The 12,554-nt window shown below is 70.0% G+C and carries 10 protein-coding genes; 7 read left to right on the top strand and 3 right to left on the bottom strand.

Annotation, left to right across the window (positions count from 1 at the left end; all coding sequences use genetic code 11):
- Window positions 1–139: 139 nt before the first annotated feature.
- Window positions 140–2,443: a sigma-70 family RNA polymerase sigma factor gene (locus AB0M01_RS01675; RefSeq protein WP_363664917.1), complete on the bottom strand. Its 2,304-nt coding sequence runs from the start codon at window positions 2,441–2,443 to the stop codon at window positions 140–142.
- Between the two features lie 213 nt (window positions 2,444–2,656).
- Here AB0M01_RS01675 and AB0M01_RS01670 point away from each other — a divergent pair, with 213 nt between their 5' ends.
- From AB0M01_RS01670 to rsrA, 5 genes are all read left to right on the top strand, one after another.
- Complete coding sequence (locus AB0M01_RS01670; protein ID WP_363664916.1) at window positions 2,657–3,463, top strand: hypothetical protein; 807 nt, start codon at window positions 2,657–2,659, stop codon at window positions 3,461–3,463.
- Window positions 3,464–3,598: 135 nt separating this feature from the next.
- Window positions 3,599–4,408 carry an SOS response-associated peptidase gene (locus AB0M01_RS01665; protein WP_363664915.1) on the top strand — a complete coding sequence of 270 codons (810 nt, stop codon included), beginning with the start codon at window positions 3,599–3,601 and terminating at the stop codon, window positions 4,406–4,408.
- A 48-nt stretch (window positions 4,409–4,456) separates the two neighbouring features.
- Window positions 4,457–5,089, top strand: coding sequence for an alpha/beta family hydrolase (locus AB0M01_RS01660; protein ID WP_363664914.1), 633 nt, complete (start codon window positions 4,457–4,459; stop codon window positions 5,087–5,089).
- Window positions 5,090–5,187: 98 nt separating this feature from the next.
- Window positions 5,188–5,802, top strand: coding sequence for a sigma-70 family RNA polymerase sigma factor (locus AB0M01_RS01655; protein WP_363664913.1), 615 nt, complete (start codon window positions 5,188–5,190; stop codon window positions 5,800–5,802).
- Complete coding sequence (gene rsrA / locus AB0M01_RS01650) at window positions 5,799–6,071, top strand: mycothiol system anti-sigma-R factor (RefSeq protein WP_184796691.1); 273 nt, start codon at window positions 5,799–5,801, stop codon at window positions 6,069–6,071. The genes AB0M01_RS01655 and rsrA overlap by 4 nt, the downstream gene beginning before the upstream one ends.
- Before the next feature lie 161 nt (window positions 6,072–6,232).
- On the opposite strand, the gene AB0M01_RS01645 is transcribed toward rsrA, so the two are convergent.
- Entirely contained in the window at window positions 6,233–8,797 is a 2,565-nt protein-coding gene (locus AB0M01_RS01645) for a tetratricopeptide repeat protein (RefSeq protein WP_363664912.1), read from the bottom strand.
- A gap of 685 nt (window positions 8,798–9,482) precedes the next feature.
- On the opposite strand from AB0M01_RS01645, the gene AB0M01_RS01640 reads away from it, so the two are divergent.
- Together AB0M01_RS01640 and AB0M01_RS01635 are read left to right on the top strand one after the other, a co-directional pair.
- Window positions 9,483–10,676: an HD-GYP domain-containing protein gene (locus tag AB0M01_RS01640; RefSeq protein ID WP_363664911.1), complete on the top strand. Its 1,194-nt coding sequence runs from the start codon at window positions 9,483–9,485 to the stop codon at window positions 10,674–10,676.
- A complete protein-coding gene (locus tag AB0M01_RS01635; protein ID WP_363664910.1) occupies window positions 10,677–11,948 on the top strand; it encodes an HD domain-containing phosphohydrolase in 1,272 nt (423 codons plus the stop codon). It abuts the gene before it with no gap.
- Here AB0M01_RS01635 and AB0M01_RS01630 read toward each other — a convergent pair.
- Window positions 11,910–12,491: a DUF5317 family protein gene (locus AB0M01_RS01630; protein ID WP_363664909.1), complete on the bottom strand. Its 582-nt coding sequence runs from the start codon at window positions 12,489–12,491 to the stop codon at window positions 11,910–11,912. The two genes, AB0M01_RS01635 and AB0M01_RS01630, sit on opposite strands and share 39 nt — an antisense overlap.
- Window positions 12,492–12,554 lie beyond the last annotated feature (63 nt).

Raw genomic sequence — 12,554 nt, 5'->3', positions numbered from 1 at the left:
AGTGTCTTCACAGCCGGGCCTGTACGTCGCCTTCGCAGCTACCGGCGACTCTCTCCAGCACAGGTGTCCGGCGCTACTCGGTTCCGTCAGCGCGAACATCCACCAGCCTAGGGCGCGGCAGGCACAGCGCCAAACCTGTTTAGCGTTTGCCGTGCCCGGTCGGCGGGATCTGCGCGGTGTCGGTGTCGTACCGGCCCGGGGTGGTCGCCTTGACGGTGATCTGGTTCTTCACGCCGCCACCGGGCCAGGCGGCCCACTCGGTGTTCAGCGCCTTGGTGTAGTTGTCCGTCGAGCAGGTGGCCTGCCGGACGTCCGTCGAGCGCGAGCACGTCCAGCCCTTGGCGATGTAGGTGACCAGACTGACGTTCCGGCCCCAGGTGATGTCCAGCGTGACCGGGCCGGTCGTCCCGCTCAGGTCCAGGAACCTGTTGTAGACGAACGGGTTCGGGTCGTTGTGCGGGTCCGGGGTGAGGATGCGCAGCAGCGACTCGTCCATCCGGACCGGTGCCAGCGTCTCGGAGTCGGTGTCGTGCAGCAGCCCGGCCGTCGCCGTCACCGTGTACGTCCGCGCCGCTGCAGAGCCACCAGCCGGTACGGCGAAGTCGGCGGGCAGCGGAGCCGGCTTGGTCGGCGTCGTCGACGTACAGGTCCTGGCGGCCTGGTTGCACTTCCAGCCGGCCGGGCTGGCAGCCAGCGGCCACTCCAGCGAGGCGCCGTACGTCAGCTTGAGCGTCACACCGGTCCGGTCGGTGCCGGGGGCCACGGTGATGGTGCGGAAGTAGCGGTCCGGGTCGGTCTTGCGGACGGCCAGCTTCAGCAGGTTCTCGTCGAGGCGCGGGGGAGCGGTCAGCGTCGCGGAGTCGTCGTCGTACAGGCGGCCGGACTTGCCGGAGACGGTGAACGTGCGGTCGGTGACCGAGCCGCCGGTGGGCTCGGTGAACGTCATCGGGAGCACCGGCGGGGCCGCGGGGTTGTCAGCCGTGCAGCTGCCGCTCTTGCCGTCGGCGGCCTTGGTGCAGGTCCAGCCCGCCGGGTCCCCGGTCAGCGGCCACTGCAGGGCGTTGCCGTACTTGATGCCGATGACCACAGCGTTCTTGTTGTTCGCCGGGACCTTGATGGCCACGGTGGCGCGCAGCCCGGCCTCCCGCTCGGCGCCGCTGCGGGCCCACGGCCCGTACGCCGCTGGGCTGCCGCCACCCAACGCAGTACCGCCCCGCGCCGGGCCGCCCGTCGACGGGCTACCGCCGCCGGTGGGCAGGCTGATCGTCAGCAGGCCCTCGTCGAGGATCGGTGTGGTCGGCGACGGCGGTGTCGGCACCGGAGTCGTCGGGGCGCTGGTGGGCGCGCTCGTCGGCGCAGTGGTCGGCTCTGCCTGAGTGGGCTCGGGCTGGCTCGGCTCTGGTTGCGTCGGCTGGGTCGCGGGCGGCTTCTGCGTCGGCGGCTTCGCTGACGGCGGCACCGGCGGTGGCGGGGGCGCCTGCGTGGGCTGCTGCGACGGGGGTTGGTCGATCGCTGCGGGAGGCGCCTCGCCACCGGTCAGCGCGAGCGCGGCCATCACCGCCGCCGCGACGACCACGACAGCTCCGCCGGCGCTGAGCGCCGTGCGGGTGCTGTTCTCGGTGGCCTTCTGCCAACCGGTGACGAAGAAGCCGACGATCCCGACCTTCACGCCGGAAGCAGCGGCCAGGTAGCCCAGGCCCGCCGTGCCCAGGAGGGCGGGGGCGAGCAGCGCCGGCAGCGCACTGTTGACCTCGACCAGCTCGAGGTAGACCGCGGTGCACTTGGCGCACTCGTCCAGGTGCTCGCGGACGTTCCGGTTCTCGCGCTTGGTCAGGCCGCCGCGGACGTACGCGCCCAGCCGCTCGGTGGTCCAGCGGCAGCGGTCACCGGCGACGTCGGCCAGGTGCTGCTGCAGGTACGCCTGCCGGAGGCCCTCACGAGCCCGGTACGCCAGGGCGGAGACGCCGTTCGCGGTCAGGCCGAGCAGGGGAGCGATGGCCGCGGGCTTCTCGCCCTCGACCTCGGTGTGCCACAGCACGGCCTGCCAGCGCTCCGGCAGCGAGGCGAACGCCTTCGCCGCCGCGCCGCTCTCGAACCCGGTCACCGTCGGGTCGTCGAAGCCCTGCGGTTCCCGCTCGTACGCCGCGATGTCGTCGGTCGAGGTGACCTTGCGCCCGGCCCGGATCCGGTCCACGTGCACCCGGCGGACGGTCGTCAGCAGGTAGGCGCGGAAGGAGACGTCCGGGCCGCCGCCGTTGCGCAGGGCATCGAGCACCTTCGCGAACGCGTCACTGGCCAGGTCGTCGGCGTCGTTGGCCGGGACCAGCTGCCGGGCCATCCGCTCGGCGGCCTGGTGGTGCCGGGCGAACAGCTCGCCGTACGCCTCGAGGTCGCCCGAACGCACGCGCGCGATCAGCTCCGCGTCGCTCGGCACTTCCTCCATCGAGGCTCTCCCCCTGCTGTCATCGAGTCGTCACAGTCTGTCACAAGTTGCCGAGGACAAGACTCCTCTGATTGACGACCACGGCCAGTCAGAGGTTACGGAAAAAAATCCCTGAAATCTGCGTCATGAACCCGTCAGCGCGCTGTCTCTCCCTCAGAACGACGCTTCCGGCCACCTGGTCGGGAGGCTGAAAGGGCTGCGTGAAGGAGGGTCATGTCGCTGTACGCGGACATCCGCCGGCGGTTCGACTCGCTGCGCGGCCCGAACCTGGCGGGGTCGCTCGCCCGGGACCGGCCGGAAGCGTCGTCACCTGAGCAACCGTGCGGAAGGAGGGAGCCGCACGGCACAGCTGGTTTCGACCGGAGTGCCTATCTCGCGATCGCCGAGGCACTCCAGGACGGAGCCGACGTCGTGCCTGCGAGTGACGAGGTCGGCCGCCAACTGGCGGCCGACGGAGTCTCGCTGCTCGAGGCACTGGATGGACTGAGTGCGTTGTACCGCTCGATCGCCGGGGGCGAGCCGGCTTTCGCCGCGGTACGCGCACTCAGTTCCAGCTGGGCCGAAGCGTCACTCATCTACCTGCACTCACTGAGTTGCGAGGACCCGCTGACCGGGCTGTCCAGCCTGGCGCACCTGCGGTCCCGGCTCGGCGAGATCTACCGGGAGGCCGATCTCCGTGGAACTTCCGTACCGGCGACCCACGCACTGGTGGTGGTCGAGCCGCTCAACCCGCCCGGCACCACGCCGTTCGACCGCGAGCTCCGGCTCGTCGACGTCGCGGAGTGCCTCCGGATCGTGTTCGCGGGCGGTGACGTACTGGGCCGCCTCGGCACACACCGCGCGGCGGCGCTCGTCGATCGCGAGCCGAACCTGCCGGACCAGGTCGCGACGGTCCGAGCCCTGATCACCCAGTGGCGGCTCGACACCGACGAGCCGCAGCTGGCCCGGATCTGGATCGAGGGACTGCCCGCGAGCGACGCGATGGCGGTCCGGCTGCTGGACGAGCTGACCCGGCGCTAGAGCTTGCGCCCGGACGTCTACAGGGGGATGCCCGGGCGCGACAAGCAGGCGGTGGATCGCCTATCACGGGGTAGGCGATCCACCGCCGCTGCACGTTCCCGTGATCTGTCGGTGGCGCTGGCTAGGCTGTTCGGCATGTGTGGCCGTTACGCGAGCAGCCGGGACCCCTCCGACCTGGTGGTCGAGTTCGAGATCGCCGCGGGCAACGTCAAGGAGTCCGTCCAGGAGCTGCCGGACAACTTCAACGTCGCCCCGACCGACCAGGTGATCGCCGTCGTCGAGCGGAAGAACCGGGAGCAGCCCGACCAGGTGGTTCGCAAGCTGACCACGGTCAAGTGGGGTCTGGTGCCGTCCTGGGCCAAGGACACCTCGATCGGCAGCCGGCTGATCAACGCCCGGATGGAGACGGTGGCCGAGAAGCCCGCCTTCAAGAAGGCGTTCGCGACCCGGCGCTGCCTGCTGCCCGCCGACGGGTACTACGAGTGGTACGAGACCGAGCAGAAGAAGAACGGCAAGCCGGTCAAGCAGCCGTACTTCATCCGTCCCGCGGACGGCGGCGTCCTGGCGATGGCCGGGCTGTACGAGATCTGGCGCGACAAGACGGTCGCCGACGCCGACTCCGACGCGGCCTGGCTGTGGACCTGCACGGTGCTGACCACGTCGGCGACCGACGATCTCGGCCAGATCCACGACCGGATGCCGTTGCTGGTCGAGAAGGACCGGTACGACGCCTGGCTCGACCCGCTGTCCTCGGACCCCGACGACCTGCTGGAGCTGCTGGTCCCGGCGGCCCCCGGCCGGCTCGAGGCGTACGCCGTGTCGAAGGCGGTCAGCTCGGTGAAGAACAACGGCCCGCACCTGGTCGACCCGCTGCCCCCGGACGGCGAGGACCCGGCCGACAAGCCCGGGCCGCCGACCCAGGCCGAGGACAATCCGCTGTTCTGAGCTGTGTGGGTGACCGGTCAGCGGCGCTTCCAATGACAGGATGGGCCCGTGACCGACGAACGGATTGTGGCGACGCCGCACGGTGAGGCGCGGATCGTGGCGCACCGGGCCCGGCGGCCGGTGGCGACCTTGGCGCTCGGTCACGGCGCCGGGGGTGGGATCGAGGCCGGTGACCTGGCCGCGCTGGCGGCCCGGCTGCCGAAGCAGGACATCAACGTGTTCCTGATCGAGCAGCCCTGGCGGCGGGCCGGGCGCAAGCTCGCGCCGGCGCCGAAGATCCTCGACGAGGCGTGGGTCGCGATCATCGGCCAGCTCCGGATCCGGACGCCGCTGGTGCTGGGCGGCCGGTCCGCGGGCGCGCGGGTGGCCTGCCGGACGGCGACCGGGCTGGGGGCGTCCGGCGTACTGGCGCTGTCGTTCCCGCTGCACCCACCGGGCAAGCCGGACAAGTCGCGGGTCGACGAGCTGCAGGCGGCGGGGCTGCCGACGCTCGTCGTGCAGGGGGAGAAGGATCCGTTCGGGACGCCCGAGGAGTTCCCGCCGCTGACCGAGATGGCCGTCGTACCGGACGCCGACCACAGCTTCAAGGTGCCGAAACGGGCCGAGCTGAGCCAGCAGGAGTCGTACGAGGTGCTCGTCGAGGCCGTCTTCGAATGGGTGTCGCGCGAGGTCTCCGGGTAGGGAATGACCCCGCGGCGGGGTGTGTTCTACCAGACATGACGGTTACGAGCCTGGACAGAGCACCGAGTTCTGGGGTCGCCCCGGTATTCTCGATAGTGATGCCGACATCGACGACCACCGAGACTCCCGAGCAGCGGACCGAGCGCTTCGAGCGCGAGGCGCTGCCTTTCCTCGACCAGATGTACGCCGCGGCGATGCGGATGACCCGTAATCCGGCCGACGCGGAGGACCTGGTCCAGGACACCTTCGCGAAGGCGTACAGCTCGTTCCACCAGTTCACGCCCGGGACCAACCTGAAGGCGTGGCTGTACCGGATCCTGACCAACACCTTCATCAACGGCTACCGCAAGCGACAGCGCCAACCCACGCAGTCGCCGACCGAGGAGATCGAGGACTGGCAGCTGACCGCCGCCGAGTCGCACACTCCCGGCGGGCTGAAGTCGGCCGAGGCGGTCGCCCTCGAGCACCTGCCCGACTCCGACATCAAGTCGGCCCTGCAGTCGATCCCGGAGGACTTCCGGCTGGCCGTCTACCTGGCCGATGTCGAGGGCTTTGCTTACAAGGAGATCGCCGACATCATGGGGACTCCGGTCGGCACCGTGATGTCACGGCTGCACCGCGGCCGGCGCCAGCTGCGCGAGCTGCTGGCCGACTACGCCCGCGACCGCGGCCTGATCCCCGCGACCGACGCGAAGACCGAGGAGGAGTCGTGAGCTGCGGCGAGCACCACGACGTCGACTGCAGCGAGATCCTGCAGCGCGTGTACGTCTTCATCGACAACGAGCTCGAAGACGCCAGCAGCGACGAGATCCGCACCCACCTGGAAGAGTGCGCTCCCTGCCTCGACCAGTACGACCTCGAACGCTGCATCAAGAAACTCGTCCACCGCTCCTGCGGCGACGACCAGGCCCCGGACGCGCTGCGCGCCAAGATCCTGCTGCGGCTGACCGAGGTCCGCGTCGAGACCACGACCACGGACTGACCTTCAGGCCCGCGTCGAAACGACGACGCGCGACTGACCCTCAGGTCTGCATCACCCCGACCGCGCCACCCCCAGGGTGCCGCGGTCGCGGCGTCTCCGGGGACAGGCACGCGATCTCGCTTCAGCAGCGCTCAACCGGCGCGACGACCGGCTGGCTCGGGTCAGCTGCCCTCGACCGGCACCGCGAGCGGTGGAGACGTCTCGGCCTCCCGGGGATCGGGATGCTCGGCGAGCAACGCGAGCGCGATGGCCTCCTGATCGGCGGACTGAGAGTGCAACAGACCGGCGGCCTTGCGCCAGTGATCACGAGCAGCGAAGAGTTCTCCGAGTGCGTGCTCGACCCTGCCGAGCTCGATCAGAGCTTCGCCTTCACGCTGACGGCTGCCGAGCTCCCGACCAAGCTGGGCACCCACCCGGGCGTGCTCAAGAGCCGTCGCCAGGTCACCGGTCGCCGAGTGCAGAGCAGCCAACTCACGATGGCACTCGGACTGGCCGTTCCTGTCCTGGATCTCCTGGAAGGTCGAAAGCGCCTTCGACATGAACTCGATCGCCGGCTCAGGCAGTCCACCGTTCTGGTAGGACTTGGCGGCGATCTGATTGCGCCGCGCGACCGAGCGTAGGTTTCCGGACATGGTGGCCAGCGCGATGGCGCGGTTGAATGCGCGTTCGGCGCGGACGGTCTGGCCCGCCCTGTTGTACAAGTTGGCGAGCGCGACGTAGCTGATGCCTTCGACGGTCTGGTCCCCGATCTCCTGACTCAGGCGAAGCGCCTCCTCGGCACGTTCCACGGCCTCATCCAGCCGGCCGAGCCGCTCGAGGACATGGCTGAGCGAGCTGGCGCACCGGGCCTGACCAGCCAGGTCTCCATTGACGCGGAACATCTCCTGGCTCACCCTCAGATGACGGAGGGACTGCTCAAGCGCTCCGCGTTCGGCGTTGGGGATGGCCAGGTCGTGCTCCAGCCAGGCCACGAGTCGCCGGTCGGTGCCGGGACGGTCTGCGAGGTCGCGCGCGACCGAGTAGAGCAGACGCATCTCCGTCCACTTCGCCTGCGTGTCGAAGAACCCGAACAGCGCCAGCACGAGCTCGGGGATCTGATGCTGCAGCTCCGGAGTCCGATGGGCCTGGTGGAACGCCCCGGACACGTTCGGCCACTCGGTTTCGAGCAGGGTCAGTGCGTCGATTCCTTCGGTGGTCCGCAGCGCGGCCGGAACCGGGGTCGTCGCGATCTGGAGCCGGCTGTTGTTGGGATGCGTGAACTGCTGGCACCGCCAAGCGAGCTCGGTGTAGTAGGTCAGCACCCGGGCCAGCGCCTCGATCCGGGTCGGTTCGGTCAGCCGTCGTCCCGAACTCTCCCGCGCGTAGGCCTGGATCAGGTCGTGCATCCGGTAGTGCCCGGGCGCGGTCGACTCGAGCAGGTTGAGGTCGACCAGCCGCTCGAGCATCTCCTCGGCGTGCTGCTCGCTCTCGCCGAGCAGGCTGGCGGCCGTGGTCGTGACGAGCTCGGTGCCGTCCGGGAGGCCCAGGAAGTCCAGCGCCTCGGCCGCCTGTCGCTCGACGAGCTGGTCGCTGCCGGCCAGGAACTCCACCGACGCCGCGATGTTCGACCGTACGCCGGTGTGGCCGGACCCGAGCTCGTCGAGCCGGCGGCGACCGTCCTGCAGCTGGTTCTTCACGTGCTCGACCGGCCAGCCCGGCCGCGCGGCCAGGCGGGCGCCGATCAAGCGCACCGCGAGCGGCAGCCGGCCGGTGAGGCGCGCGATCGCCTTCGCCGACGGCGCCTCGGCGGCGACCCGGGACTCCCCGGCGATCCGGCCCAGCAAGGCGACCGAGTCGGCCTCCGACAACGGGGACAGGCGGATCTGGCGAAAGCCTGGGAGCGTCGTCAGGCTCCGGCGGCTGGTGACGATCACCGCCGCGCCCGGTGCCCCCGGCAACAGTGACCGGACCTGGGCGGCGCCGGTCGCGCTGTCGAGCAGGACCAGGATCCGGAGCCCGGCCAGCCGCGAGCGGTACAGCGCCGCGGACTCCTCCACGCCGTCCGGGATCGACTGTCCGTCGACGCCGAGCGAGCGCAGCAGCTGGGCCAGGGCCTCGATCGGCCGGACGGGATCGCCCGGCCCGTAGCCGCGCAGATCGAGGTAGAGGTGGCCGTCGGGGTACAGGTCGGCGGTGAGGTGGGCGGCGTGCACCGCCAGCGAGGTCTTGCCGACCCCGCCCATCCCGGTCACCGCGACCGTACGCACCGTGCCGACGGTGACGTCGTCGGTGAGAGCCGAGACCAGAGCCTCGACCTCGGCCGGACGGCCGGTGAAGTCGGCCAGCGTCGGCGGGAGCTGCCGAGGTGGCGGCGCGGTGTCGCTGCTCGGCGGCCGAACCGGCGTGACGGCCGGATCGCGTGATCCCCGGGCCGCGTCGGTGAGCAGGGTCGCCGCGTCGGCATCGAGCCCGAGCGCGCCGGCGAGAGCCTGCAGGGTGCTGATCCGGGGACGCCTGCGGGTACCGCGCTCGAGCAGGCTGACGGCCTGCTCGCTCAGCCCGGCCTTCTCGGCGAGCGCTCCCTGGGTGAGGCCGGCGGACAGACGGAACTCGCGCAGCAGCTCCCCGAGCAGCTCGGTCGCCACCTCTGTCCACCTCCTGCCGCGCCCCGTGGTCCGCGGTATACAACCGCGTTCGACAGCCCTAACTGTAGGAGGTGGCGCCGACAGCGGGGGCGAGTTGTCCACAGGCTCCCGCCGGTACCGGTGAATCCTGGACGCGGCCTTAAACAGTTGATTGAATTATAGCGTTCAGTAGTTGTGGGCAGACGCTCCGAATACAAGACCTCTGCTATTGGTGGTCTTGCCCGGACATGTGACCAAATTGCAAAGACCCCGGTTTTCACCGGGGTCCTCGCTGTCAGTAGCCGCCTGAACTCAGGCGTTCGGGCGCTTGCCGTGGTTCGCGCCCTTCTTCTTGCGTGCGCGACGCTTGCGGCCGGTCTTGCCCATTCGAAAGCCTCCTTGTAACAACTGCAAAGAGTCACAGTGTCTCATATCAGCACGCTGCTCTCGCACCGTGCGGCGGGTCACGCTCTGGCCTACAGTGTTTCGCGGCGTGCCTGATGAGCAAAATCTTGAAGAGTCAGCGATGTGCTGTCTGCCCCCTGCACTGCCTTGCCGCGGCAGTTCGAGACCGCGACCGCTGATCGGAGGTGACGGCAGATGTCCGGTAGTGACGCGTGGGAGTGGTGAAGGTTAGAGTTCACGGGTGAACAGCCGCTGGCCGCTCCGCCTGACGGTGGCGTTCAGCGCTGGTATCGCCATCGTGACGCTCTTCGTCGCGCTGTTCAATACCAGGCTTGACGCCCCTACGGTGTCGCTTGGTTTTCTGTTGCTCGTCGGAGCCCTGCTCCGATCCAAAGTCGGTCCGGTGCGTGCGTCCTTGGACTACGTGGTCGGCATCGCGCTTTTCCTGCTGTCCGGTCCCGCCGCGACAGTCGTCGTGGTGGTTCTGCTGCCCTTGACGCAGGACCGCCGGTTGCCCTTGATGCGCAGGGTCTTCAACGGAGCCCAGGCCGTGCTGTGTGCCACCGCCGCGGGGGCGGTCTTCGTCTGGGCCGGCGATGTCCGGGGCGCCGAGGTCCTGGAGTCACCGGGGCGTGCGCTGCTCGCGGCCGGTGCGGCGATCACCACCTGGCTGGCGGTCAGTGCCGTGCTGATGTGTCTGGTGCTGTGGCTGGACCGCGGTGCCACGTCACCGCTCGACTTCCTGCGCAAGGTCGCGGCGCCCACCGTACTGCCGATGATGGGCTACGGCCTGCTCGGCGTACTGCTGGCGGTGGTGTGGGTCGGGGGCCTCGGTGTCGGAGCGATTCTGCTGGTGATCGTGCCCCTCCTCGTTGCCCGCTGGGCCTTGTCGTTGTACGAGGCGGAGCGCAACGCGCAGGCCGCGACGATGCGGGCGTTCATCCAGGTCATCGAGACCAAGGACCTCTACACCCGCGGCCACTCCGAGCGGGTCAGCGAAGGTGTCGGCATGCTCGGCAAGCGGCTGAAGCTGCCCGAGGACCGGCAGCAAGCGCTGGAGCACGCCGGATTGCTGCACGACGTGGGCAAGGTCGGTGTGCCGACCAGGATCATCCAGAAGCCCGGCCGGCTGGACGACTCGGAGATGGACGCGATCCGGCTGCACCCCGCGCGCGGTGTCGAGCTGATCGGCAACATCCCGTTCCTCGAAGAAGTGAAGTCCGCTGTGCTGCACCACCACGAGAAGTACGACGGCACCGGGTACCCAGCCGGTCTGAGCGGGACGAACATTCCGTACTTCGCCCGGATCATCGGCATCGTGGACGCTTTCGACTGCCTGACCTCGACCCGTTCGTACCGGCCCGCGCGCAGCGTGGACCAGACGCTGGAGATCCTGCTCCAGGACAGGTACAGCCACTTCGACCCCCAGTTGGTGGACGCCTTCGTGGACCTCATCCGCACCCAGGGCTGGAAGGCCGCGGCGGTCGACCAGCCGGCTCCGGACAGCAGCGTCCGGTCCGGGATCGACCACGACGACCTGAGTCTCGGCAGCAGCGGTGGCGCCACCGGGACCGCTGCCGGTCCGGCGGACGCGTAGATGTCGGCGGACGTGAGCGAGCCGCGCAAGCTCGGGAGCGGAGCGGTCATCGTGCTCGCCGGCGGGGTGCTCGGCCTGGCGGGGCTCGCTGTGAGCGTGCGGGAAGGGCTGAGCGAGTGGCCCTACGCCCTGACCTTCGGACTGCTGATCGCCATCGGCGAGATGGTGCAGTTCCGTGTCGACAGGAGCCGTAACCGGGCGCCGATCGCGACCAGCGCCGCGCTCGGGTACGTCCTGCTCACTCCACCTGAGGTGACTGTCTCCCCGAACGTCGGGCAGGTCATCGCCGTCACCGGCCTGGCCACGCTGGCAGGCGTGATCCCGCGAGCGATCGCCGGCCTGCGCTGGGACATCGTCGTGTCCTCGCGCCGGGTGCTCTCCGTCGCCTGCGCCGCTTCGGTGTTCGGAGCGGTGACGCCGGACGGTCTGCGCTGGAGCGGGTCCTGGCAGGACGCGCTGCAACTCACCGGCGCGATGCTGCTCGGTGTCCTGAGCGCGGTGGTGATCGACGCTCTGGTCGGTGCCGGACAGGCGACCGAGAAGTTCAACCAGCCGTTCCCGGCCGCGCTCCGCGACGAAGTGCTGATGGCGGCCCGGATCGGGATGGCGATGGGCATCAGCGGAATCCTGCTGGCGACCTGTACGTCGCTGGTCGGGCTCTGGGGTCTGCCGCTGGTCGTCGTGCCGCTGTTGCTGACGCAGTTCGCGTTCCGTCGTTTCGCCTCGGCGCAACGGACCTACCGGCAGACGGTCCGCTCGATGGCGCGGAGTACCGAGATCGCGGGCTTCAGCACGGCCGGTCAGAACGCGCGGACCGCCACGCTGGCCGTGGCCCTGGGGTACGACCTCGGGCTGCGCCCCGATCGGATGGAAGCCCTCGAGTACGCCGCCCTGCTGTCCGGTGTCGGGCAGCTCGCGCTCGCCGATCCCAGCCCGGGTGGCGCGTCGCTGCTGCGGAACCGCGCCGAGCGCCAGCAGGCGGCGGAGATCGGGGCTTCCGTGATCGAGCGGTCCGGCGTGCTGGATCACGTTGCCGAGATCGTGCGGCACTCCAACGATCCTTACCGGCAAGGGCGGGCGAACAACTCGCAGATCCCGGTCGAGAGCGGGATCGTCAACGTCGCCTTGGCGTACGAGCAGCTCGTCGGTGAAGGGTCGGGGCAGTCGCCGGAGAAGGCGATGGAGTCGATCGGGCTGGGGATCGGCGCGGAGTACGACCCGGTGGTGGTGGAGTCACTGCGCCGGGTGGTCGGGCGCGGGTTCCGCTTCTAGTTCGGCCCACGAAGGGGCGCGGTCGGCCGGGACGCGGCCGGTGCCGCCCAGGCCGGCGTACAGGAGGAGGCCGGCGCCTGCGGCGATCAGGACGTCGCCGGGGCTGACGGCCTGGCCGAGCCAGGGGAGGGCGACCGGTACGACGTCGCCGAGCCAGGGGAGCAGGGTCTGCGCGTCGGCGAGCTCGTGGCGTGGGTCGACGACGAAGGCCGTCAGGCCTGCCTGGCCGAGCGCTTCGCGGGACACCGGCATCGCACCGTTCAGTACGACGACCAGCGCGTTCGCCGTGAAGCCCAGGGCCAGCAGGGCGACGCCGGGGTGGCGCAGGTTCTGGCGGAGGAAGACGGCGATGCAGACGGCCGAGCCGATCAGGCCGACCGGGTACGCGATGCCGCCGGTGACCGAGCCGAGCAGTTGGCCGGTGGCTGCCGCGGCCAGCCAGTGCAGGCCGGCCAGGTTGCTGTCGGCCAGGCGAACGAGCCGGCCGCCGGTGAGCAACGCCGCTCCCGCGGCCAGCACCATGACGAGCAGGACCAGCAGCACCCTCGCGATTCTGCCCGTGATGCTGCCCGGATCCGGGCAACATGACACTCCTTAGCGTGTCGA

The organism is Kribbella sp. NPDC051770 (assembly GCF_040681455.1).
Lineage (GTDB): Bacteria > Actinomycetota > Actinomycetes > Propionibacteriales > Kribbellaceae > Kribbella.
This window is presented reverse-complemented; position numbering and strand designations above follow the sequence as displayed.